Origin of the sequence: Microbispora sp. NBRC 16548 (assembly GCF_030268985.1) — a bacterium.
Classification (GTDB): domain Bacteria; phylum Actinomycetota; class Actinomycetes; order Streptosporangiales; family Streptosporangiaceae; genus Microbispora; species Microbispora catharanthi.
This window is the reverse complement of the sequence record NZ_BSSF01000017.1, coordinates 110,362-133,577: the sequence shown is the minus strand read 5'-3', so window position 1 is coordinate 133,577 and position 23,216 is coordinate 110,362. Positions and strand designations below refer to the sequence as shown.

At 70.8% G+C, this 23,216-nt stretch carries 22 protein-coding genes; 7 read left to right on the top strand and 15 right to left on the bottom strand.

All coding sequences use genetic code 11. The features are described 5' to 3' along the window. Positions 1–4: 4 nt before the first annotated feature. A complete protein-coding gene (locus tag QSK36_RS35955) occupies positions 5–1,438 on the bottom strand; it encodes a hypothetical protein (RefSeq protein ID WP_285785469.1) in 1,434 nt (477 codons plus the stop codon). Between the two features lie 238 nt (positions 1,439–1,676). Between QSK36_RS35955 and QSK36_RS35950 the strand changes: the two genes are divergently transcribed. After that, positions 1,677–2,822 carry an acyl-CoA dehydrogenase family protein gene (locus QSK36_RS35950; protein ID WP_285785468.1) on the top strand — a complete coding sequence of 382 codons (1,146 nt, stop codon included), beginning with the start codon at positions 1,677–1,679 and terminating at the stop codon, positions 2,820–2,822. A 14-nt stretch (positions 2,823–2,836) separates the two neighbouring features. Here the strand turns inward: QSK36_RS35950 and QSK36_RS35945 are convergent, their stop codons facing one another. Together QSK36_RS35945 and QSK36_RS35940 are read right to left on the bottom strand one after the other, a co-directional pair. Continuing rightward, positions 2,837–2,998 (bottom strand): hypothetical protein, encoded by a 162-nt coding sequence (locus QSK36_RS35945; RefSeq protein WP_167538831.1) that lies wholly within the window; start codon positions 2,996–2,998, stop codon positions 2,837–2,839. Between the two features lie 65 nt (positions 2,999–3,063). Then, positions 3,064–3,855, bottom strand: a complete 792-nt coding sequence (locus tag QSK36_RS35940) for an alpha/beta fold hydrolase (protein ID WP_285785467.1) — start codon at positions 3,853–3,855, stop codon at positions 3,064–3,066. A 151-nt stretch (positions 3,856–4,006) separates the two neighbouring features. Between QSK36_RS35940 and QSK36_RS35935 the strand changes: the two genes are divergently transcribed. Beyond that, a complete protein-coding gene (locus QSK36_RS35935; RefSeq protein ID WP_285785466.1) occupies positions 4,007–4,897 on the top strand; it encodes a hypothetical protein in 891 nt (296 codons plus the stop codon). A 36-nt stretch (positions 4,898–4,933) separates the two neighbouring features. Here QSK36_RS35935 and QSK36_RS35930 read toward each other — a convergent pair whose 3' ends face one another. Together QSK36_RS35930 and QSK36_RS35925 are read right to left on the bottom strand one after the other, a co-directional pair. Then, a complete protein-coding gene (locus QSK36_RS35930) occupies positions 4,934–7,162 on the bottom strand; it encodes an ATP-binding SpoIIE family protein phosphatase (RefSeq protein ID WP_182902895.1) in 2,229 nt (742 codons plus the stop codon). Between the two features lie 120 nt (positions 7,163–7,282). Continuing rightward, on the bottom strand, positions 7,283–7,987 hold the full coding sequence (locus QSK36_RS35925; protein WP_139580490.1) for an iron-dependent transcriptional repressor DtxR: 705 nt from the start codon (positions 7,985–7,987) through the stop codon (positions 7,283–7,285). A gap of 79 nt (positions 7,988–8,066) precedes the next feature. Here QSK36_RS35925 and QSK36_RS35920 point away from each other — a divergent pair, with 79 nt between their 5' ends. Further along, the gene (locus QSK36_RS35920; RefSeq protein WP_285785465.1) at positions 8,067–8,678 is read left to right on the top strand and encodes a UdgX family uracil-DNA binding protein; all 612 of its coding nucleotides are present in this window, start codon (positions 8,067–8,069) and stop codon (positions 8,676–8,678) included. Positions 8,679–8,743: 65 nt separating this feature from the next. On the opposite strand, the gene pdxH is transcribed toward QSK36_RS35920, so the two are convergent. Continuing rightward, the gene (pdxH, locus tag QSK36_RS35915) at positions 8,744–9,415 is read right to left on the bottom strand and encodes a pyridoxamine 5'-phosphate oxidase (protein ID WP_502883403.1); all 672 of its coding nucleotides are present in this window, start codon (positions 9,413–9,415) and stop codon (positions 8,744–8,746) included. A 143-nt stretch (positions 9,416–9,558) separates the two neighbouring features. On the opposite strand from pdxH, the gene QSK36_RS35910 reads away from it, so the two are divergent. Then, positions 9,559–10,665: a citrate synthase 2 gene (locus tag QSK36_RS35910; RefSeq protein ID WP_182902897.1), complete on the top strand. Its 1,107-nt coding sequence runs from the start codon at positions 9,559–9,561 to the stop codon at positions 10,663–10,665. 138 nt (positions 10,666–10,803) lie between these two features. On the opposite strand, the gene QSK36_RS35905 is transcribed toward QSK36_RS35910, so the two are convergent. Next, positions 10,804–13,566 carry an ABC transporter substrate-binding protein gene (locus QSK36_RS35905; RefSeq protein WP_285785463.1) on the bottom strand — a complete coding sequence of 921 codons (2,763 nt, stop codon included), beginning with the start codon at positions 13,564–13,566 and terminating at the stop codon, positions 10,804–10,806. Positions 13,567–13,689: 123 nt separating this feature from the next. Here QSK36_RS35905 and serC point away from each other — a divergent pair, with 123 nt between their 5' ends. Then, positions 13,690–14,814: a phosphoserine transaminase gene (gene serC, locus QSK36_RS35900; RefSeq protein WP_183534188.1), complete on the top strand. Its 1,125-nt coding sequence runs from the start codon at positions 13,690–13,692 to the stop codon at positions 14,812–14,814. 111 nt (positions 14,815–14,925) lie between these two features. Here serC and QSK36_RS43770 read toward each other — a convergent pair whose 3' ends face one another. Continuing rightward, positions 14,926–15,543: a rhomboid family intramembrane serine protease gene (locus QSK36_RS43770; protein ID WP_502883402.1), complete on the bottom strand. Its 618-nt coding sequence runs from the start codon at positions 15,541–15,543 to the stop codon at positions 14,926–14,928. 134 nt (positions 15,544–15,677) lie between these two features. Between QSK36_RS43770 and QSK36_RS35890 the strand changes: the two genes are divergently transcribed. Next, complete coding sequence (locus tag QSK36_RS35890) at positions 15,678–16,280, top strand: TetR/AcrR family transcriptional regulator (protein WP_285785462.1); 603 nt, start codon at positions 15,678–15,680, stop codon at positions 16,278–16,280. Continuing rightward, positions 16,277–17,185 (top strand): SDR family oxidoreductase, encoded by a 909-nt coding sequence (locus QSK36_RS35885; protein WP_285785461.1) that lies wholly within the window; start codon positions 16,277–16,279, stop codon positions 17,183–17,185. Before QSK36_RS35890 ends, QSK36_RS35885 begins: the two co-directional genes overlap by 4 nt. An 83-nt stretch (positions 17,186–17,268) precedes the next feature. Here the strand turns inward: QSK36_RS35885 and QSK36_RS35880 are convergent, their stop codons facing one another. From QSK36_RS35880 to QSK36_RS35850, 7 genes are all read right to left on the bottom strand, one after another. Next, positions 17,269–18,210: a hypothetical protein gene (locus QSK36_RS35880; protein ID WP_285785460.1), complete on the bottom strand. Its 942-nt coding sequence runs from the start codon at positions 18,208–18,210 to the stop codon at positions 17,269–17,271. A gap of 304 nt (positions 18,211–18,514) precedes the next feature. Next, the gene (locus QSK36_RS35875) at positions 18,515–19,312 is read right to left on the bottom strand and encodes a crotonase/enoyl-CoA hydratase family protein (protein ID WP_285785459.1); all 798 of its coding nucleotides are present in this window, start codon (positions 19,310–19,312) and stop codon (positions 18,515–18,517) included. A 15-nt stretch (positions 19,313–19,327) separates the two neighbouring features. Further along, positions 19,328–20,107, bottom strand: coding sequence for an SDR family NAD(P)-dependent oxidoreductase (locus QSK36_RS35870; RefSeq protein WP_183534178.1), 780 nt, complete (start codon positions 20,105–20,107; stop codon positions 19,328–19,330). Positions 20,108–20,140: 33 nt separating this feature from the next. Then, entirely contained in the window at positions 20,141–20,485 is a 345-nt protein-coding gene (locus QSK36_RS35865; protein ID WP_182902905.1) for an STAS domain-containing protein, read from the bottom strand. A 40-nt stretch (positions 20,486–20,525) separates the two neighbouring features. Then, on the bottom strand, positions 20,526–21,278 hold the full coding sequence (locus QSK36_RS35860; protein WP_285785458.1) for an energy-coupling factor ABC transporter ATP-binding protein: 753 nt from the start codon (positions 21,276–21,278) through the stop codon (positions 20,526–20,528). Further along, entirely contained in the window at positions 21,275–22,039 is a 765-nt protein-coding gene (gene cbiQ, locus QSK36_RS35855) for a cobalt ECF transporter T component CbiQ (RefSeq protein ID WP_285785457.1), read from the bottom strand. Before cbiQ ends, QSK36_RS35860 begins: the two co-directional genes overlap by 4 nt. Positions 22,040–22,147: 108 nt before the next feature. Further along, on the bottom strand, positions 22,148–23,197 hold the full coding sequence (locus QSK36_RS35850; protein ID WP_285785456.1) for an energy-coupling factor ABC transporter permease: 1,050 nt from the start codon (positions 23,195–23,197) through the stop codon (positions 22,148–22,150). Positions 23,198–23,216 lie beyond the last annotated feature (19 nt).

Genomic DNA, 23,216 nt, shown 5'->3' with positions numbered 1-23,216 from the left:
CTCCTCAGCCCCGCTCGCCCGAGTGCGCCGCCCTACGCCGGAGCATCGCCACACCGCTGAGCATGCCGATCATCAACAGCGCGCCGCCCGAGCCGATCAGCAGCATGCCCGAGGACGACACGCGCTCCGGAGCCTCACCGGTCTGCGCACCGCCCTGCGGCGTGATCGCCACCTGCGCCACGCTCGGCGTCGCGGTCAGCGTGACCGTCTTCGTCGCCGTAGGCGACGGACTGCCCTGCACTGTGACCACGGTGACGACGTAGTTCTGTGTCGGCGCCAGGTTCGGGCTCCTGCTCGCGGACGGCGACGGTGAGGCCGACGGAGACTGGTCGCCGCTCGGCGACCCCGAAGGCGTGGCCGTGGGCGACGCACTCGGCGAGACGCTTCCCGAAGGGCTGGCCGAGCTGTCCGGAGAAGGCGAGCTGTCCGGCGACTCGCTCGGCTCCACCGAAGCCGACGGGCTGCTGTTCGTCCCGCCGCCGATCGTCACCTGAACGGCGACCGGTGCGCTGATGAGCGTGCACTCGGCGCGGTACTCCTGCGGCGGGTTGGCCAGCTCCCGGGTGACCACGCGGAACGCGTCGAGCTGGCCCCACTTGCCGTCCTCGACGTTCTTGATCGTGATCGTGTGCTCACCGTACTTGAGACCGTGGAACTTCCACAGGGTCTGCCCGCCCTTGTTGGCGTCGTTCACCGGGGTGCCGTCGTCGTTCGTCGAGGGGTCGATCCGCGGCGGTGTACCCGGCTGACCGTCGACGTCGATGTCGATCGGTCCCGCACGCCGGTCCCGCTGCGCGACGTACTCCACTCCGGTGCCGGTGAAGGTGAGGGACGCCCAGGCGCCGCTCACCGTGGTCCGGTGCAGGTCGAGGTGATAGTCGTTGTCCCCGCTCGGCTGCCCCTCGAGGTTCTCCCAGCCGCCGCTGTAGGTGATCGCCGGGTCGTCGTCGTTGACCATGACCTCGGAGGCGGGGGGACGGAAGTCGACGAACAGCTTGCCGGGCTTGACCGTGAGGGTGCCCTCCCGATCCGTGTAGGCGAAGTCGGCGATGCCGTCGGGAAGCTTGAGCGGGGTGCCCTTGATCATCGCGCCCGGCTGGTCCACGGATCCCTTGGGCTGAAGCTGCCCGATCCAGCTGCCGGTGAGGTTGACCCTCCCGGTCACCTCGGTCCGGCCGCCGTTGGGCAGTCGCGCGGGCGCTCCGAAGCGCGTCGCGTCCTTGTAGCCGAGCTTCCACGCGACGGTGAGCGGATCGCCCACGTTCAGCGTCGTCGGGACGGTGAGCTTCGTCCGGAGATAGACGGTGCCCGAGCCCGTGCCGGCGATGCCTTGCTGACAGGCGTAGTCCACCACGAGATCGGCGGTATTGGCCTGCGCCGTCACCGCCGGTACGACAATCGCCGCCGTACCAGCCAGGCCGAGGGCCAAGGCAGCCACGGTCCTAGGAAGACCAGCTTTCCACCGAATCACCACATACTCCGATCACAGGTCCGCCCTGGCGGGCCTATAGCAAACCGAAGGTAGATCTTAGGGGCAACCGAAGCGGTCAAAGGGGTCGTTATCGCGATGGTTTCGGAGTTGTGACCGTCCGTACAACATGAAGCCGATCGACCAGCGGAGGACCAGAATCGTATTCTGGTGCGGCCAACAGATTCTGAGCCGGAAGGCGTACCCGATGCGGCGAGACCTCTTCGACGAGGAGCACGACCTCTTCCGCGAGACCGTCCGTGAGTTCATGGCCCGCGAGGTCGTCCCCCACCACGGGCAGTGGGAGAAGGACGGCATCGTCCCCCGCGAGGTGTGGAAGAAGGCGGGCGAGCTGGGCATGTTCGGCTTCTCGGTGCCGGAGGAGTACGGCGGCTCGGGGATCACCGACTTCCGCTACAACGTGGTGATCGTCGAGGAGATCATCCGCGTCGGCGCCAGCGGCCTGGGATTCGGCCTGCACAACGACATCATGGCGCCGTACATGGTCGATCTGACCAACGACGAGCAGAAGCAGCGCTGGCTGCCCGGCTTCGCGTCCGGCGAGCTGATCACGGCCATCGCGATGACCGAGCCGGGGGCCGGCAGCGACCTGCAGGGCATCCGCACCACCGCCGTCCGCGAGGGCGACCACTACGTGGTGAACGGGCAGAAGACCTTCATCACCAACGGCATCAACTCCGACCTCGTCGTGGTCGTGGCCAAGACCGACCCCTCGGCGGGCGCGCGGGGCACCTCGCTGCTGGTCGTGGAGCGCGGCATGGAGGGCTTCACCCGCGGCCGCAACCTGGAGAAGGTCGGCATGCACGCGCAGGACACCGCCGAGTTGTTCTTCGAGAACGTCCGGGTGCCGGTGGCCAATCTCCTGGGCGACGAGGAGGGTCAGGGCTTCTTCCAGCTCATGAACAACCTGCCGCAGGAGCGGCTGTCGATCGCGGTGGCGGCCGTGGCCGCGGCGGAGACGGTGCTGGAGGAGACGATCGAGTACTGCCGCAACCGTACGGCCTTCGGCCGCAGCATCGGCAAGTTCCAGAACACCCGGTTCCTGCTGGCCGAGCTGGCCACCGAAGTGGAGATCGCCCGCCACTACGTGGACAAGAGCGTGCAAGCGCTCAACGCCAAGGAGCTCACGGCGGTGGACGCCGCGAAGGCCAAGTGGTGGACGACCGAGCTGCAGAACAAGGTCGTCGACCGATGCGTCCAGCTCCATGGCGGCTACGGCTACATGCTGGAGTATCCGGTGGCCAAGGCCTGGCTGGACAGCCGCGTACAGACGATCTACGGCGGCACCACCGAGATCATGAAGGAGATCATCGGCCGGTCCTTCGGCTTCTGACCCCCGCCGGCCGATCAGCTGTGCTGCTGTCCCCAGATCAGCAGCATGGCCACCACGAACACGACCATCACGCCTCCGTAGGCCACCGGGCTCAGCCGGAAGAACCGGCGCACCTTGTTCAGCAGCCACGCGAACAGGAGCGCCAGGAAGACCAGAAGGATGAGTCCGGTATCCACACTGATCAGTATGCGCGGGTTTCCCCGCCCCCGCGTGTCCCTCGGCACAAGCAGCGCGGGGAGACTCAGCGAGGGTCTTCGCCGCCTTCGAGGCTGCTGCCTTCGACGATCACCCGCGCGACCAGTTCCGGGTCGTCGCTCATCGGCACGTGGCCGCAGCCCCGCAGCAGCAGCGTCCGCTGCCCCGCCCACCGCGCCGCCCGTACGGCCTGGCGGCGTGGCAGCAGCCGGTCGCGGTCGCCCCAGGCGATCGTGACCGGCACCTGGGGCGGCGCGGGCGGCGCGACCCACGCCAGCGAGTCCAGCGTCTCCTCGAACCCCACGCACTCGCGCAGCGCCGTGGCCGCCGCGAGCACGGCCTCACGCGCCAGCCGCTCCGGACGGGCCACGAACAGGCCCAAGGCCAACGCCTTCCCCTCGTCCGTGCGGGCCGCGAGCGCGGGCAGTCCGTCCGCCCGTGCCGCCAGCCGCAGCAGGCGCAGCACGGCCCGCGCGTACGCGTGCTCGGGCCGGGACCAGAACCCGGCGGGAGACAGCGCGACGGCCGTGCGGACGTCGGCGGAGGACGCCAGGTCGAGCGCGATGTAGCCGCCCAGCGAGTTGCCCGCGACGTGCGGCCGGCTCAGGCCGAGCCCGGTCCAGAACTCCCGCACCGCCCGCCCCAGTGTCTCCACGTTGTACGGCGTGCCGTACGGCAGCGGCGGGGACTCGCCGAAGCCGGGCAGGTCAACCGCGATGACGTCGTGCCGCTCCGCGAGCAGATCGAGGACCGGCAGCCAGCCCTGGCGGTGGTGACCGATGCCGTGGAGGAGGACCAGCGGCGGGCCGCTGCCGCGACGGTCGTGGGCGAGCTCCATGCGTCCGAGTCAAGCACCAGGGACGGCCGGAAAGAAGCGCGCAGCGTGTCGCGTCCGCCGTCCGTCCGTTGAGGCGGATCCCGTGCGTGCTCGTCCGCGCGGGCTGCAATCATGTTCCGTCGCATTGATTGAAGACGAAATGAACCGACAAATGACCATGACTAAGCCGGAGGAACACACCGGCCTCGCCGACCTGCCGGAGCCGGACGTGAAAGCCGGCGTCATCGACTTGCTGGAACGCAGCGGATCGGTCGTGGTGCCCATCGGCATCGCCCTCTACGCGCTGCTCTATCTCGGCATCCAGCAGGTGTACGGCATCTTCAACATCAGCCCGGAACAGGCGGGCATCGACCAGGCCACCATGTTCGGCCGCCTGGTGGGGACGCTGATCCTGCTCATCATCGCCGGCGCGCTGCTCGCGGGCGTCATCGTGGCGGCCGTCTGGCTGCTCGACAAGGCCACCCTCGGCCATCTGTTCCGCCTGGCCCAGGCCGTACGCGTGCGCCCGTGGGCCGCCGCGACCGCCGGCGCGCTGTGGTGCGGAGCGAGCTACTGGGGCTTTCTCGGTTACCTCGGGCTGGGAGAGGGCGCGTCGCTGGTCGGCATCGTGATCACCGCGGTGGTGATCGGCGCCCTGGCCTTCCTCGTGCCGTTCCGGCTGCTGCGGCGGCGTCCTGCCGGCCGCGCGGGCATGAAGATCGTGGTGGCCGCGTTCACCGGCATCGGGCTGGGCTTCGCGCTGATGGGGCAGATGGAGAGCGACGCGCTCGCCGTCGCCGAGAAGGGCAGGCCCGCCAGCATGCTCCTGTCGATGGTGGGCTTCCAGGACCAGTGGGTGGTGCTCAACGACCGCGAAAGCGGCAAGGTGCTGCGCGGCGGTGTGGAGGTGCTGCTGCTCGGCGAACGCGAGGGCGCGTACGCGTTGTACGACTGCGCGAACCAGGAGACCTTCCGCATCTCCATGGAAGCGACCGTGCTGCGGCAGGTGACGCTCGAACCCGAACGCCCGAGCGGCTACAGCTGCATGAAGCAGAAGAACTGACCGTGACGTGCCCCCGCACCGGGGGCGCGTCACGACCTAACGACCGCCGATGGGAATCTCGAACCAGACCGCCTTGCCCTCGCGGGTCGGGCGGGAGCCCCAGCGTCGCGCCAGCTGGTCGACGAGATAGAGGCCACGGCCGCCCTCGTCGTTCTCCCCCGCGCTGCGGATGCGGGGCAGGCGCAGGTCCTGGTCGAAGACCTCGACCCAGACGGACTCCCCGCCCCTGCGCAGCCGCAGGGTGAACTCCTTGTCGCCCGCGATCTCCTCCTCGAAGCCCGGCACGTCCCACGACTCGTCGAACGGCAGCGGCGGCCCGTCGAGCACCAGCTCGCGGCGCGGCACACTGGCGCTGGCGGCGTGCAGGACCACGTTGGTCACGACCTCGGAGACGAGCAGGCAGGCCAGCTCCGCGCGTTCCTCGGGCACCTGCCAACCCGCGAACGCCTCCGACGCCATCCGCCGCGCCTCGCTCACCATGATCGGCTGGGCCGGGAACGTCCGCTCCTGGGACTGCAGCTCCGTGCCCGCAGAACGGACGACGAGGATGGCCATGTCGTCGTCGATCTCGCCGGGGACGGCCACCGTGGCCAGGTCGGCGATGCGCTCGACGGACTCTCCCGACGCCTTGGCGAGCTTCTCCCGCAGGATGTCGAGCGCCTCGTCGTCGCCGGGGACGCCCGTGGCGGAGTCGCGCGGCGGCCTGCGATCGACCAGGCCGTCGGTGTAGAGAAGCAGGGTCGCGCCGGGCGGCAGCACCCTCGTCTCCTCCTTGTAGACCAGGTCGGCGTGCATGCCCTTGGCCCGAACTCCGAGCGGCTGGCCGACCTCGGTGATGTCCAGGTCTCTGACCTCGCCGTCCACGATAAGCAGCGGCGGCGCGTGCCCGGCGTTGGCGAACGACAGCTGCCTCGACCACGCGTCGTACACCATGTATTGACAGGTGACGATCGGCGGGTTGGTGATGTCGGCGCCGAAGTCGTCGTGTTCCGGCGCGGCGACGATCCTGGTCCACTCGTCCAGGCGGGCGAGGATGTCGGCGGGCGGTTTGTCGTCCTGGGCGAAGGCCCGCAACGCGGCCCTGAGCTGGCCCATGACCGCCGCCGCCTTGGCTCCCCGGCCCTCGACGTCTCCGATCACGATGCCGACGCGGCCGGCCGACAGCGGGATCACGTCGTACCAGTCGCCGCCCACCTGGGTCTGGATGCCCTGGCCGTGCGAGGCGAGCGGGGCGGCCGGGTAGTAGCGGACCGCGATCTCCAGGCCGTCGAGCGAGGGCAGCGGCTGACGCGGGAGCAGGTGCTTCTGGAACGACTCGGCGGTGTGCCGCTCCTCCTCGAACAGCAGCGCGTTGTCGACGGCGAGCGCGACGCGGGTGGCGATGGCGCCGACGAAGTCGCGGTCGAAGGTGTCGTAGTGGGGCGAGCGCCGGTTCGTGAGGTTCGACAGGCCGAGGTACATCAGGCCGAGCGTCTCGCCGCGCACGCACAGCGGGGCGACGATGGCCGAGGTCATCCCGATCTCGCCGCACAGCCGGGCCGCGCCCTCGCTCGGCGCCGGATAGCTGACCTGGGAGAGGTCCTCGACGAGGATCGTCTCCTGGCGGCGCACGGCGGCCTCGGCGTAGTGCCCGAGGGGGTATCTGATCTCCGCGCCCACCGGCCGCCAGGTGTCCGGCGGCGGCGTCCAGCCGTTCACGTGCGTGGAGACCTTGCGCACCAGGCGGTCGCCCTCGACCAGTTCGATGAAGCAGTGGTCGGCGAACTGCGGGACGAGCATCTCCGCGACCCGGTTGAGCGTCTCCTCGACGTACAGGGAGCCGGCGAGCCGCTCGCCGATCCGCTCGAGCAGGCCGAAGCGGTCCTTCTCACGCTCGTTGCTGCGCATCGCCTCGCGCGCGGTGATCACGATGCCGCTCACGGAGCCGGAGGGGTGCCGCAGCGGCACGGCCTGCGCGCGTACGTAGATCATGGAGCCGTCGCCGCGGGCCACGTCGAACGTGCCCTCCCACACACCGCCGCGCAGCACGTGCTTGGCCAGTTCGGCCGTGAGCGGATGGTCCTTCTCCGAAATCCCGAGGGTGTGCAGCGACTCCTTGCCCGGAGACGCGCCCACGCGGCCGAACAGCTGCTCGGCGAAGGGGTTCCAGTACAGGACATTGCTGAAGCGGTCGGTCACGACCACGGCCATCTCCGCGTGGTCGAGCACGGAACCGGCGGAAAGGTGGTCGTCGGCGTCCTGTGACAGATCTCCCCATCGCCTCATGCCACGGCCGTCCCTTGACGAGGTGGGTTCGCTATGCCGGGCACGGGCGCTCCTGCGAAGGCTGGGTCGCGAGAAATGAAAGGACTCCCTAGGGGATTCAACCAGGCACAACTCATTCCGTCATCGTCTGGTGACAAAAACGTGTGAGGCGACGTCCCTCGGAAGGTCCGCGGTCGTGGTTCCCACCTCACCATCACCAGTCACCGTTACACCGTTGTCACTCGCCGCGAGCGTCACCTCGCGTCCGGGTTGTATCCCAACTTGCTTGAGTTTAAGCATCACGGCGGGGTCGCTTTGCACTTGTTCGCTGATTCGGCGCACTACAACGGGCACGGGGGCCTGTCCCGCGAGGGTCACCATGGGAGACACCATCTCATCTCCGGCCGAACCGGACTGAGGCACCCCCAGCTCGTCCAGACCGGGGATCGGGTTGCCGTGCGGGCACACCCGGGGGTTCTTGAGAAGGTTCACGAGCCGGGTCTCCACCGACTCCGACATGACGTGCTCCCAGCGGCACGCCTCGATGTGGACCTCTTCCCAGGGCATGCCGATCACCTGGGTCAGCAGGCACTCGGCCAGGCGGTGCTTGCGCATGACGCGGATGGCCAGCGTGCGGCCCAGCGCGGTCATGCTGAGGTGCCTGTCCCCCTCGACCTTGACCAGGCCGTCGCGCTCCATGCGCGCCACCGTCTGGCTGACGGTCGGACCGCTCTGCTGCAGGCGCTCGGCGATCCGAGCGCGGAGCGGGACGATGCCCTCCTCTTCGAGCTCGAATATCGTCCGGAGATACATCTCCGTCGTGTCGATCAGGCCGTGTGCGGTCAAGGCTCCTCCAGTCCTTGTAAATCGATGCTACGACCTCCCCGCGTGTTCGCAGCCGACCTTATTGGGGAAGCGACCCAGGGTGGGAAACATCGGAGCCCAGCGATTCCTTCCGGCGGAGATCAGCCTGCCCGCGCTCAGGGAGGCCGCACGACACTGCGAGGGCTGCGACCTCTACCGAGCCGCCACGCAGACGGTCTTCGGCGAGGGCGTTCCCGGCGCACGGTTCATGCTGGTCGGCGAGCAGCCGGGCGACCAGGAGGACCGCGAGGGCGCGCCGTTCGTCGGGCCCGCTGGGCGCATCCTCGATAAGGCGCTCGAAGAGGCGGGCATCGAGCGCGAGGCGGTGTACGTGACCAACGCGGTCAAACACTTCAAGTACGAACCTCGTGGCAAGCGCAGAATCCACCAGAAGCCCACCGTGGGAGAGATCAACGCCTGCCGGCCCTGGCTCGAGGCCGAGATGCGCCTGGTGGACCCGGAGGTGACGGTGGTGCTGGGGGCCACGGCCGCCCGGGCCCTACTGGGCCCGGACTTCCGCGTCACCAGGCATCGGGGAGAGCCGGTCCCCCGGCGCGAGGGGGCGTACTACGTGGCGACGATCCACCCCTCGGCGATCCTGCGCGCGCCCGACCGGGACGAGGCGTACTCCGGCTTCCTCGCCGACATCACGGTCGCGGCCGGGCTGCCCTGATCGGAGCTGCTCTCATCGGATCTGCCCTCATCGGAGCTGCTCTCATCGGATCTGGGGGCGGGACCTCAGGGGGCGAGACGCTCCAGCGTCCAGGTTCCGCCGGTCCGGCGATAGCGGAGCCGGTCGTGCATGCGGTCGGTCTGGCCCTGCCAGAACTCGACCTCCGCCGGCACCACCCGGAATCCGCCCCAGAAGTCCGGCAGCGGCGGGTCCTGCGGCCAGCGCTCGGCCAGCTCCCGGAACCTGGCGTCGAGCTGCTCCCTCGACTCCACGACCGCCGACTGACGGGAGGCCCACGCGCCGATGCGGGAGCCGTACGGGCGAGAGTGGAAGTAGGCGGCGCTGTCCTCGCGCGGGAGCCGTACGACGAAGCCCTCCACACGGACCTGCCGCCTGATGGGATGCCACGGGAACAGCAGGCAGGCGCGCGGGTTCTCACCGAGGTCGCGGCCCTTGCGAGACTCGTAGTTGGTGAAGAAGACGAACCCGCGCTCGTCGAAGCCCTTGAGGAGGACGGTGCGGGCGGAGGGACGGCCACCGGCGGAGCTGGTGGCGACGACCATGGCGTTCGGTTCGGGCAGGCCCGCGGCGACCGCGTCCGCGAACCACAGCGCGAACTGCGTCACCGGGTCGGCGGCCATACCGGATTCGAGCAGGGGCTCACCTTCATAGCTGTGCCGGAGCCCGGGGAGGTGCGAAGCGCTGTCCACGGAAAGGTATTCTCGCGTGCTCGGCATACGTCTCGCTCGGTGGCCCCTACCTGGGAGAACCCCGTTGGGTAGGGCCGGGGGCGCGACAGTCGGGCGCTGCGGGTTAAATTGACCCGCCGGTATCTCGACATCAAGGCTCTGGACTTCACAAGAGAGGGAGGCGGCCGAGAATGTCCGACTTCAAACCCGGGCTCGAAGGCGTGGTGGCGTTCGAGACCGAGATCGCGGAACCGGACAAAGAAGGGGGCGCCCTGCGATACCGGGGCGTCGACATCGAAGAGCTCGTGGGCAATGTCTCCTATGGACACGTCTGGGGCCTGCTCGTCGACAACACGTTCCAGCCGGGCCTGCCCCCGGCGGAGCCGTACCCACTTCCCGTCCATTCCGGCGACATCCGAGTAGACGTACAGAGCGCGCTGGCCATGCTCGCGCCTTCGTACGGCTTCCGCCCGCTGCTCGACATCGACGACGACCAGGCCCGCGACGATCTCGCACGCGCCTCGGTGACCGCTCTGTCGTTCGTCGCGCAGTCGGCTCGTGGCCTGGGCCTGCCCATGGTCCCGCAGAAGCGCGTCGACGAGGCCGAGAGCATCGTCGAGCGCTTCATGGTCCGCTGGCGCGGTGAGCCCGATCCCAAGCACGTGAAGGCCATCGACGCCTACTGGACGTCGGCCGCGGAGCACGGCATGAACGCCTCGACGTTCACCGCGCGCGTGATCGCCTCCACGGGCGCCGACGTGGCGGCCGCCCTGTCGGGCGCGGTCGGCGCGATGTCCGGCCCGCTGCACGGCGGCGCGCCCGCGCGGGTGCTGCACATGATCGAGGGCGTCGAGAAGATGGGTGACGCCCGCAAGTACGTCCAGAGCGAGCTCGACAAGGGCCAGCGGCTCATGGGCTTCGGCCACCGGGTCTACCGGGCCGAGGACCCGCGCGCCCGCGTGCTGCGCCGTACGGCCAAGGAGCTGGGCGCGCCGCGCTACGAGGTCGCCGCCGCGCTGGAGACCGCCGCGCTCGAGGAGCTGCACGCCCGCAAGCCGGACCGGGTCCTCGCGACCAACGTGGAGTACTGGGCCGCGGTGGTCCTCGACTTCGCCGAGGTGCCGTCGAACATGTTCACCTCGATGTTCACCTGCGCCCGGACCGCCGGCTGGGCCGCCCACATCCTGGAGCAGAAGCGCACGGGCAGGCTGGTCCGCCCCAGCGCCGACTACGTGGGCCCGAAGCAGCGCTCCATCAACGAGGTGCCCGGCGCCGCCGAGGTCGTCGGCAAGGTCTGAGCCTCGGCGCGGGTCGTGGCCCTGCGGCGTGCCACAAGCTCCGAGAGGCCGCCGGGCCCGCCCGCGCACCGTCAGAACCCGTGACGGCTCGCCCCTTTCCGGGGGCGGGCCGTTTCCGCGTCACCGGGCGCCCCCGCGTCACCGGCCAGGGTCGGCGGCGTCCTTGCGCGGGCTCACGGACGGGCTCACGGACGGGCTCACGGACGGGCTCACGGACGGGCTCACGGACGGGCTCACGGACGAGACCGCCGCCGGGGCGTTTCGGGCCGCGCGCTCCCCGGCGTCCCCGTCGAGGTTCCGGCAGATCTCCTTGGTGTCCTCGGGCTCGGTGGTCGCCAGGCGCCCGCAGCGCTCCGCGACCTCGGACCTGCCGGAGTCGTTCACCTTGAGGATCGCGATGGTCTTGTTCTCGGGCTCGTGGGCGGCGGCGCCGAAGGAGATCACCCCGCCCGAACCGTTCCACCTGTCGCGCGGGGAGACGAGTGAGATCTGGTAGAGCACGTCTCCCCTGCTGGGCAGCCCGCCCCGATAGGCCGCGTTGACGCGCTCGTAGAAGAGCTTCACGGCGTCGTAGCTGAGGATGAGGTTGTCGTCGGACTCCTTCGCGTGCCGGCCGCTCAGCAGGCTCTGCACGAAGCCCGTCGGCGCCGCGGCGCCGTCGCGCCACAGCTCACGGCTCGCCAGCGCCGCGTAGTAGACCTGGACGCGCCGGTAGTCGCCGATCACCGCGCCGCTGTTGGCCACCGCCTTGATGACGTCGTCGCCCGCGAGGACCTTGATCGGCTCCTTGCCGCAGTCCTTGCCCTCGACGTAGCGCAGGAAGTCGAGGAAGTCGGCCGCGCGCCCCGCGTAGAGGAGCAGGTCGGGCCCGTGTCCGCAGGCCCGGCTCACCGCCAGGTCCATGCCCGTTCCCCGGTCCTTGTACGCGACGCGGTCGCCGACCGTGATCCCCACCGCGCCGGCCTCGTCCGCGTAGTCGGCGGCGAGGTTGTTCGTGTAGTTGTCGTCGTCCGTCTGGTCCTGGACGACCACCGCGGACGGCTTGGGCACACCGCCGAGGAGCCGGTCGCGGGCGAACCTGGCGGCCAGCCGCGCCTGCCGCCGGTTCGACGGCCCCAGGCGGAACACGTACGGGGAGGGGTAGCCGGACCCGGACCGGGCGGGGTCGTCCGACAGGTACCCGAGCCGGTCGGCGGTCGCGGTGGTCACCAGCATCGGGATCTTCGCCGCGTCCAGCGTCCGGATGGCCTCCTCGACGCCGCCGACGCTGCGCTGGAAACCGATCACCCCGAGCACCCGGGGGTCCTCGGCCGCCATCTCGCTGACCAGCTCCGCCGTACGCCGCCCCTGGCCGAAGTTCGTGCCGGCGTTGGCCACCAGCACCTGGAGGCGGGGCGCGCCGGAGACGCCGCGCTGGTACTCCTCCACGGCCGTCAGCTCCGCCCGGGCCCCGACGAACGCGCTGTCGCTCTGATCCTGCGCGACGGAGTACTCGCCGAACAGCACCACGCTCACGTACGTCCCGGCCTCCCTGGCCAGGGCGTTGTTGTGGTCGATCCGGGCGACGAGCCTCGTCAACTCGTCCGACGGGAAGAGCCCGTCCGGGGTGGTCCCGTCGGCGTTCACGACGCCCACGCACTCCTTGCCGACGCGCTCGACCCAGGACAGGCCGCCGCAGTGCGCGTTCCGGTCCTGCTGGATGCGCCCGAGCAGGACGACAGGACCGATGACCAGCAGCGCCATCACGCACCAGTAGCCGATCGCCCGCATCCGGCTGCCCATCAGGTGCGGCCGGTAGTCGTCGTCCGGCGGGATCGCGGGCGCGCTGACCATCAGCCGCAGCGGCGGCACCCGCCGCCGCGCCGCCGTCCGCCACGCCGCCACCAGCGCGGACAGGTCCGACAGCCGGCCCGCAGTGACCGGCCGGCTGCCCGGGGCGAACGACTCGGGCACCGCGGCCAGCACCAGGAGCGGCGGCAGCAGCCCGGTCTCCTCGACCGTCTCCTCCAACGTGCGCAGTAACCGCTCGTTGACGTCGCCGGACCACCGCGCGTCGAGGACCAGCATCGCGTACAGGCCGCGCCCCCAGCTCGGCCACGGAATCAGCCACTTCTGGTAGGCCTGGCGCAGGTCCCGGCACAACGCGTGGACGAGCAGCCGCTCGACCTCCGCCTCGCTCGCGTTGGCGACGCGCAGCGCGTACTTCGCCAGGCGCTCGAAGGGCTTCCTGCTCAGGTAGGGCTGCTTCCTGAACCAGCCGTTGAAGAGGGACCCCCTGATCGAGAGCATGGCCTGGATCAACGTGCCGACGACGGCGACGAGCACGCCGAGCGCCCAGGGGATCAGGCCGACCAGGTCGGAGGCGCCGCCGAGCCCCCAGGCGGCGAGCGTGCCCACCGGCACCCAGGTGGTGGCCGCGCGGCCGAGGAAGTCCGCCGCGGTCCTGCGCCCCCGGTCGCCGCCGTACCTGCCCCTGCGCCAGTCCTTGAGGCGCTCCTTGAACTCCTCCTGGCCGGTACGCGACTGCGGGTCGGGCGGCCAGATCCGGCCCGGCACGTCGACCGGCTCCCCGGGAGGCGGCTCCTCGCGCTGGCGCCGCGCCCACAGCACGAACTGGACGAGCGGGAACCGCGGCGGGGGCAGGAACGAGCCGCCGACGGGCATGCCGAGCTGGCCGCGCTCCCCTGCCAGCGCCGCGACGAGCTCACGCAGCGTGTCGTACTCCCCCGCCCTGACCGTGGCCTGCGGGAGGGAGTCCTCGAAGGGCGCGGCGAGCCGCCGGGCCGCGTCGAAGGCGCCGCCGTCGCGGCCGACCACGAGGACGAGGGGCAGGGGGCGGTCGGAGCGCCAGAAGAACGGCCTGCGAACCAGTGCCTCGATGACGGCGTGCGGGTCGGCCACGCGGATGTCTCCCGGGGGGTGGAGTCCATTCTTGAGGTGGTGCGTGATCTTAAAACGAGACCATGATGTCTCACCATCCGGACCATGGTCTAGAGCATCCGCAGGTCTCACTACGCTTGAACCGTGGCTGACATCGTGATTCCCGCTGACATCAAGCCCGCCGACGGCCGCTTCGGCTGCGGGCCCTCGAAGGTACGCCCCGAGCAGCTCGCCGCTCTCGCCGACGCCGGGGCGAAGGTGATGGGCACCTCCCACCGGCAGAAGCCGGTGAAGAACCTCGTCGCCCGCGTCCGCGCCGGGCTCACCGACCTGTTCTCCCTCCCCGAGGGATACGAGGTCGTGCTGGGCAACGGCGGCACCACGGCGTTCTGGGACATCGCGTCCTTCGGGCTGATCCGGGAGAAGTCGCAGCACCTGAACTTCGGGGAGTTCTCCTCGAAGTTCGCGACGGTCGCGAAGAAGGCTCCCTGGCTCGCCGACCCCTCGGTGATCAAGTCGGAGCCGGGCAGCCACCCGCTGCCGGTCGCCGAGGAGGGCGTGGACGTCTACGCGCTCACCCACAACGAGACCTCCACCGGCGTCGCCATGCCCATCAAGCGGCCGACCAGCGGTGGCGCGGACGACGAGTCGCTCGTCCTCGTGGACGCCACCAGCGGCGCCGGCGGCCTGCCGGTCTCCGCCGAGGAGTTCGACGTCTACTACTTCGCCCCGCAGAAGAGCTTCGCCTCCGACGGCGGCCTGTGGATCGCGCTGTTCTCGCCGAAGGCGCTCGCCCGGGTGACGGAGATCGCCGAGAGCGGCCGGTTCGTGCCCGAGTTCTTCAGCCTGCCGACCGCGATCGACAACTCGGTCAAGGACCAGACGTACAACACCCCGGCGGTCGCCACGCTGTTCCTGCTGGCCGACCAGATCGACTGGATGAACGCCCAGGGCGGCCTCGCCTGGACCACCGGCCGGTCGGCCGACTCCGCCTCGCGGCTGTACACCTGGGCCGAGAAGACGTCGTACACCACGCCGTTCGTGGCCGACCCGGCGCAGCGTTCCAACGTCGTCGGGACCATCGACTTCGACGACGCCGTGGACGCCGCGGCGGTCGCGAAGGTGCTGCGGGCCAACGGCATCGTGGACACCGAGCCCTACCGCAAGCTCGGCCGCAACCAGCTGCGGATCGCGATGTTCCCGGCGGTCGACCCCGCCGACGTCGAGGCGCTGACCTCCTGCGTCGACTACGTGGTCGAGCGTCTCTAGTGGTTCCACGGCGGCCGCCTCTCCGGCGGCCGCCGATCTCGCCGACGGTCTCCGGACCGTCGGCTTTTTCGTTTTCCGGTCCCGTGCCGGGGTGCGGCAGCCGTTCGCGCGTCAGGTCGTGCGGCGGCGTAGCAGCCAGGCGGCGATCACGCCGCCGATGAGGCCGAACAGGTGGCCCTGCCAGGAGACACCCGGCTGGGTGGGCAGGGCCCCCCACAGGATCGAGTAGTACAGCACGGCGACCACGACGCCGAGCACGATGTCGAGGGCCCGGCGGTCGAACAACCCCCGGGCCACCACATAACCGAAATATCCGAAGACGAGGCCGCTCGCGCCGATCGTCAGCGTGTCCGGCGGGCTGGTGAACCACACACCCAGCCCGCTGACCAGGATGATGACCAGGCTCGCCGCGAGGAACCTGCCGATCCCCCTGATGGCGGCCACGAACCCCAGGATCAGCAGCGGCACCGAGTTCGCCATCAGATGGCCGAACCCGGCGTGCAGGAACGGCGCGAACAGGATCCCGGGCAGGCCGTCCGGCTCGTGGGCCAGGATGCCGTACCTGTCGAGCCGTCCGTTCTCCACGTAGTCGACGATCTCGATCGCCCACATCACCGCCACGAGCACGATCATCAGGATCGCGCTGCCGAGGGCACCGGTGAGCAGCGCGGACGTCCGCTCCCGCATCGACCGGCCCGGCCGGGGGAGCCCGGGCCCGGAATCACTCATGGCTTCACCGTACGCAGTCCCGCTCACGAACGAGCGGACTGCCCCGATCCGCCCGGATCATGCCATCGGGTTGCCAGGAGAGGCGGGCAGCTGTATTAATAAATGAACAGTCATTTATAAACGAGGAGGGACCGGTGGCGGGACGCCCCCGCGGAGTGGACGATTCGGTGATCCTGCGTGCGGCGGCCGAAGTGATCGGCCGGGTGGGTCCCGCGGGGCTGACCCTCGCCGCGGTCGCCGACGAGGTGGGGCTCGTGCCCGGCACCCTCGTGCAGCGTTTCGGGTCCAAACGCGGCCTGCTGGTGGCACTGGCGCGCCAGTCCGCCCACGAGGCGGAGGCACACCACGAGCGGCTGCGGCAGGGGCGTCCCTCCCCGCTGGCGGCGCTGGTGGCGCTGGCCGAGGAGTCGATGTCCCTCATGGACACCCCGGAGCGCTTCGCCAATCACCTGGCGTTCCTGTGCATGGATCTCACCGATCCGCAGCTGCACGAGTACGCCCTGACCATCCACGAGGCGCAGCGAAGGGCGATCCTGGCCCTGCTCGACGAGGCGGTGGCCGAGGGAGAGCTGCGGATCGGCACCGACACCGCCGCGCTGGCCGGGGCCGTCCAGGCGCTGATCGCCGGCACCGGCCTGACGTGGGCTCTCGACCGGCAGGACACGCTGCCGGAGCGGCTCCGGCGGGCGGTCACCGCCCTCCTGTCGCCTCATACCCGTTCGAAGGAGATGTCGTGAACGACGGACAGCCGCTCGCCGGGAAGGTCGCCCTGGTCGCGGGAGGCACGCGGGGCGGCGGCCGCGGGATCGCCGTCGAACTCGGGGCCGCGGGCGCCACGGTCTACGTCTCCGGCCGCAGCAGCACGGCGGGCCGCTCCGACCTGGACCGTCCCGAGACCATCGAGGAGACCGCCGCGCGGGTCACCGCGGCCGGCGGCACCGGCATCGCGGTGCGCACCGACCACAGCGACCCCGAGGAGGTGCGTGCCCTGGCCGACCGGATCGCCGCCGAGCAGGACGGGCGGCTCGACGTTCTGGTCAACTCGGTGTGGGGCGGCGACGCGCTGACCGACTGGGAGCATCCCCTGTGGGAGCAGGACCTCGACACCGGCCTGCGACTGCTGCGCCGGGCGGTGGAGACCCACATCGTCACGAGCCGGTTCGCGCTTCCGCTGATGGTCGCCCGCCGGAGCGGCCTGGTCGTGGAGGTCACCGACGGCAACACCGCCCGCTATCGCGGCTCGTTCTTCTACGACATCGCCAAGTCCACCGTGATCCGCCTGGCCGTGGCGCAGGCGGCGGAGCTCAAGCCGTACGGCGTCGCGGCCGTCGCCGTCACGCCGGGCTTTCTGCGCTCGGAAGCCATGCTGGAGCACTTCGGCGTGACCGAGGCCAACTGGCGTGACGGTGCACGCAAGGACCCGCACTTCGCCCACTCCGAGACCCCCGCCTACCTGGGACGGGCCGTCGCCGCCCTGGCCGCAGACCCCGGCGTCATGGCCAAGACCGGACGTGCCCTGGCCACCTGGGGGCTGTACAAGGAGTACGGCTTCACCGACGCGGACGGCACCCGGCCAGACTGGGCTGCGCACTGGGCCGACGTCCTGGAGGAGGAGCACGGCCCCCTCGGCGACCCGCTCTGACCTGGCCTCGCTCTCGCCCGCCGGAGGCGAGAGCGATTCCGTCGAGCGCCTCCTCGCCTGCGCTGAGCCGTCCTACTGCTTCGTCAGTGCGACGGCGTTGCGGTCGGAGGGGCCGACGGCGTGGGGGTCGGAGGAACGGACGGCGTTGCGGTCGGCGTTGCCGTCGGAGGGGCCGACGGCGTGGGGGTCGGAGGAACGGACGGCGTTGCGGTCGGCGTTGCCGTCGGAGGAGCGGACGGCGTGGGGGTCGGAGGAACGGACGGCGTGGGGGTCGGCGAGGTCGTGACGACCTCGGGCACGCTGGTCGCCATCAGCCTGCTCTCGGAGGTGACCCTTACGGAGTACTCCGAAGAGAGCTCACATGTGAGAACCACCGGGCCGGGCGTGTCCAGCTTGGCTGTGACGAAGAAGGCGAGCAGGATGCCGCCGTCCGACTTGCTTGAGCCGGACTGCCGCGGCAGCGCGGAGGTTACGCCCGTGGGTGTGCTGACCTCGCAGGTGGCGGTCTGGCTCCCGGGAGACGGGGCGACGATCTTGGTGTTGACGCTGGTCTGTATTACGTAGTCTCCCGCGGGCACCTGGGGGATCCGCACCACCTCGACCCGCGTTCCCCTCTCGTAGGTGGGGCTCTTCTGGGCGATGTAGGTCTGCCCGTAGGCGGCGCCCGGCTCGCCCTTGTCCCCCTTGGGGCCCTGGGGGCCGGTCGCGCCCTGGGGGCCGGTCGCGCCCTGCGGGCCCTGAGGGCCTTCAGGGCCGGCGACGTTCCAGGTGACCGTCCGCTCGCCGACGCGGCACACCGACGCGGGCGCCGTGGCGGAGGGAGTGGGCGCGGCAAGCCCCGCTGCCCCGGCCTGGGCCGACTCCAGTTCCCCGGCCATTCGCATCACGCCGTCGGCTCCCACGCAGGCGACGATCGACGAGGTCGTCGCCGCCGTCGTGGCCACGGCGATTCCCCCGCCGCCCACGAGCAGCCCCGCCACCGCCCCGGCCGCCAGCCAGGTCCCACGCCCTGTTCGCAGATTCATCTGTCTCCCCTTCGTGATGATCTTCACGAGAGAAGGTAGGCGGGCGGACCCGGGCTCCGCGTCACCAGAGCGGCCGATGCGCCGTCCGTCATGCGGGTTAGGACAGCGGCCCAACCGGACCCGGACACTACCCCGAGGTCCCGCCCCCCGGCGGGGACACGCAGGGGACACCGGTCCCGGGAACCGTCCCGAGTCCGCACGGCGACGCCGCCGACGCCCCCGGACATGACTTGGGGCGCCCCTGCGCGGAGCGCCCCGAGCGGGCACTGCGCGGAGCGCCCCGAGCGGCCTTACGACGCGAGGGTTACTCGCCCTTCCAGACGGGGGCGCGCTTCTCGGCGAAGGCCGCCGCGCCCTCCATCGCGTCCTTCGAGATGAAGACCGGGCTCACGATCTCACCCTGCTTGCGGAACATCTCGTCGAGCGACCAGTCGGCCGACTCGACGATGACCCGCTTGGTCGCGGCGAGCGCCAGCGGCGCGTTCGCGGCGATCGTGCGGGCCAGTTCGAGCGCGCCGTTGAGCGCCTCGCCCGGGTACGTGATCCGGTTGACCAGCCCCAGCTCGTACAGCCGGGCGGCCGGGTAGTGATCGCCGGTCAGGGCGATCTCCATGGCGACGTGGTAGGGGATCCGGCGCGGCAGCCGCATGATCCCGCCCGCGCCGGCCACCAGGCCGCGCTTGGGCTCCGGCAGGCCGAACTTGGCCTCCTCGGACGCCACGATGATGTCGCACGACAGCGCCAGCTCGAACCCGCCGGCCAGCGCGTACCCCTCGACCGCGGCGAGGATCGGCTTCTTCGGCGGCGCCTCGGTGATGCCGCCGAAGCCCCGGCCCTCGACCACCGGCATGTCCCCGGTGAGGAAGCCCTTCAGGTCCATGCCTGCCGAGAACGTGCCGCCGGCCCCGGTGAGGACGATCGCGGACACGTCGGGGCTTTCGTCCAGCTCGTCCAGGGCGGCCGCGATGCCGCGCGCCACCGCGCCGTTCACGGCGTTCCTGGCCTTGGGCCGGTTGATGGTGACGACGGCCACGCCGCCGTCGACGATCTCTACGAGTACCTCGTCCGGCTCAGCGGCCGGCCCGGAGTTCACCTCGGACACCTGACCTCACTCGGCTTACTTGGGCTGGAAGCGGATGCCGCCGTCGAAACGGATGACCTCGCCGTTCATGTAGTCGTTCTCGATCAGCGCACGCACCAGGTGGCCGAATTCGGCGGCCTTGCCGAGCCGCTTGGGGAACGCCACCGGCCCGATGAGCTTGGCCTTGAACTCCTCGGCGTTCTTGTCGCCGATCTTCCCGTAGATCGGGGTGTCGATGATGCCCGGGGCGATGGTCAGCACGCGGACGCCGATGGCCGCGAGGTCGCGGGCCGCGGGGAGGGTCATGCCGATGATGCCGCCCTTGGACGCGGAGTACGCCACCTGGCCCGTCTGGCCCTCGATGCCGGCGACCGACGCGGTGTTGATGACGACGCCGCGGGCGCCGTCCTCGTCCACCGGCTCGGTCTTGGCCATGGCCGCCGCGCCGATGCGCATGAGATTGAAGGTGCCGATCAGGTTGACGTCGATCACCTTGCGGTAGGACGCCAGGTCGTGCGGCGAGCCGTCCCGTCCGACGGTGCGCTGCGCCCAGCCGATGCCGGCGCTGCTGATCACGGCGCGCAACGGCTTGCCGGTGGCGACCGCCGCCTCCACCGCGGCCTGCACCGACGCCTCGTCGGACACGTCGGTGTGGGCGAACACGCCGCCGATCTCGTCGGCCAGCGCCTTGCCGCGCTCCGCGTTCAGGTCGGCCACGACCACGGTCGCGCCGACACGGGCCAGCTCGCGGGCCGAGGCCTCGCCGAGGCCGCTGGCACCGCCCGAGATGATTGCTGCTGCTCCGTTCAGATCCATAGCCGGACCTTAACGCGCGAACCGAATGAAGTTCTACTCGGGGTGCTGCAAAATCGCGGTATCGACGTCGGGGTAGACCTTGATCCGCCGGTCCAGGCCGGTCGTGCGCAGGATGCGGGCCACCGGAGGCTGCGGTGAGGCGAGGCACACCCCGCCGCCCTCGCTCGTGGCGAGCCGCCATGCCTCGATGAGCACGCTGAGCCCGCTGGAGTCCATGAACGACAGCGCGCCGAGGTCCAGCACGAGCGTCGGGCCGTCGTCGCGTATGGCGTCTCGTATCTCGTCACGCAGGAACGGGGCCGTGAACAGGTCGAGCTCCCCCTCCACGGCCACCACCACGGCATTGGAAAGCGATTGGCGTGCGAGCCGCAGCTTCATCCTCGGGACCTCCTCAGCTCCGGCCCACTTTACTTATCCATCACCCCTGCTGAGCAGGGACGGCGAAGCCGTAGGGGAGTTCCAGCCGGTGCGCGGCGAGCAACCGCTCGTCGGCGAGCAGCGCGTGCGTCGTCCCGTCGGCGGCGATCACCCCCTCGGACATGATGAGCGAACGCTCGCACAGCTCCAGCGCGTACGGCAGATCGTGGGTGACCATCAGCACGGTCACGTCCAGGCTCTTCAGGATCTCGGCCAGCTCACGGCGGGACGCCGGGTCGAGATTGGACGACGGCTCGTCGAGGACGAGGATCTCCGGCTCCATCGCCAGCACCGTGGCCACGGCCACCCGGCGGCGCTGGCCGAAGGACAGGTGGTGCGGCGGCCGGTCGATCGCGTCCAGCATGCCGACCCGCTCCAGCGCGTCGCGCACGCGGCGGTCGAGTTCCGCGCCGCGCAGCCCGAGGTTGGCCGGGCCGAAGGCGACGTCCTCCCGTACGGTCGGCATGAAGAGCTGGTCGTCCGGATCCTGGAACACCAGCCCGACCCGGCGGCGGATCTCCCGCAGGGTGTCCGCGCGCACGGGAAGCCCGGCCACCTCCACCGTCCCGTGCCCGGCCGCGAGGATGCCGTTGAGGTGCATGACGAGCGTGGTCTTGCCCGCGCCGTTCGGGCCGAGCAGGGCGACCCGCTCCCCCCGCTCGATCGTCAGGTCCACGCCGTACAACGCCTGCGTCCCGTCGGGGTAGGCGTACGCGAGCCTGCTCACCGTGAGCGAGGTGCTGCCGGAGGTCATGTCGTGCTCCACGCCAGTAGGGCCGTCACCGCGGCGAGGCAAGGCAGCATGCCCGCCACCGCCCAGTCTCGCCCAGTCGCCGATATATCCCTAATCGTCGGCATCTCGCCCGTGTAGCCGCGGCTCAGCATGGCGAGGTGGACCCGCTCCCCCCGCTCGTACGAGCGGATGAACAGGGCGCCCGCCGACTTCGCCAGCACGGGGGCCTGCCTGAGGTCCCGGGCGACGAATCCCCGCGACTCCCTGGCGATCCGCATGCGCCGCATCTGGTCGAGGATCACGTCCAGGTAGCGCAGCATGAACGTCGCGATCTGCACGAGCAGCCGGGGCAGCCGCAACCGCTCGGCACCGAGCAGCATCATCCGGGGCTCGGTCGTGGCCGCCAGCAGGATCGAGGCGACCACGCCCAGCGAGGCCTTGGCCAGGATGTTCCAGGCCGCCCACAGGCCAGGGGCGCTCAACGACAGGCCGGCCACCTGGATCCGCTCACCCGTGCCGATCAGCGGAATCGCCAGCGCGAACAGCACGAACGGCACCTCGATCGCCATGCGCCGCACGATCGCGCCCGCCGGCACCCGGGCGGCGGCCGCCACGGCGGCCAGCAGCAGCGCGTCGACGGCGAACGCCCAGAAGCGCTCGCGCGGCGTGGCGACCACGAACACCGCGAAGGCGACGACCGCCGCCAGCTTGCACTGGGGCGGCAGCCGGTGGACGGGCGTGTCGGCGGGCCGGTAGATCGGGTGATGGTGCCCGGCGCTCACTTCGCACTCACAGTCTCATCATCGCCGACCCGCCCCGCCCAGCATGCGGGCAGGGCGCTCACGGCCTCATCGGCGCGGTGCTCATCGAACTCAGCACACTCAGGGGACTCACTGGGCACTCGCGGGCGTCATCGCGTCGGCCGCGCGCCGGCGCCTGCGGATGACGTAGAACACACCGCCTCCGGCCACGACCGTCAGCGCGACACCCGCCACCCCGGCCAGGCCGCCGGACATCCGCTGGTTCTCCACGCCCTTGACGCTGTATCCGGCCAGCGGGCCGCCCTCCGCCGCGTGCGGCTTCTCCTGCGCGCTCAGGCCCTTGTCGGCCGCCACCTTCTCCAGCCCGTCGGGGGCGCTGGAGGCGTAGAACGAGACGACGCCGGCCAGCAGCACGGCCACGAGCGCACCGCCTACCAGGACCGGACGCAGGCCGATCCCGGCCGAGGGAGCCTCCCGAGCCGCCGGCCCGACCTGAACCTCCCCATCGGCGGTGCGCAGCGTCAGCGCCCTGGTCATCCCGCGCGCGCCGTACACGAGATCGGGACGCACGGCCAGCACGCTGCTCACGGTGAGCGCGGTGATGAAGCCCTCGCCGAGCCCGATGAGCAGGTGCACACCGCCCATCGCGGCGGCCACCGAGCCCACCTCGATCGGCGCGGTGCCGCCGAGCCAGAACAGGGCCGTGAACACGAGCGCCGCCGCCGGGACGGAGACCAGCGCCGCCACGAACGACGCGGCCACCAGCGTCGCCCGCCCGCGCGGCCCGCCCCGGGCGATCAGCCGGAACACCGCCCAGCCGACGACCGCGGTCACGATCGCCATCAGCGTGATGTTGACGCCCAGCGCGGTCAGCCCGCCGTCGGCGAAGAAGAATCCCTGGACGAGCAGCACGACCGCGACGCACAACACGGCGGTGTACGGCCCGACGAGTATCGCCGCCAGGGCCCCGCCGAGCAGGTGACCGCTGGTGCCGGCCGCCACGGGGAAGTTGAGCATCTGCGCCGCGAAGATGAACGCGGCCACCAGGCCCGCCATGGGGGCGGTCCGGTCGTCGAGCTCCCGTTTGGCGCCCCGCAGGCAGACCGCCACCCCGGCGGCCGCGAAAACCCCGGCACCGACGGACACGGGGACGTCAAAGAACCCATCGGGCACGTGCACGGCTATAACCCCTTCGAAA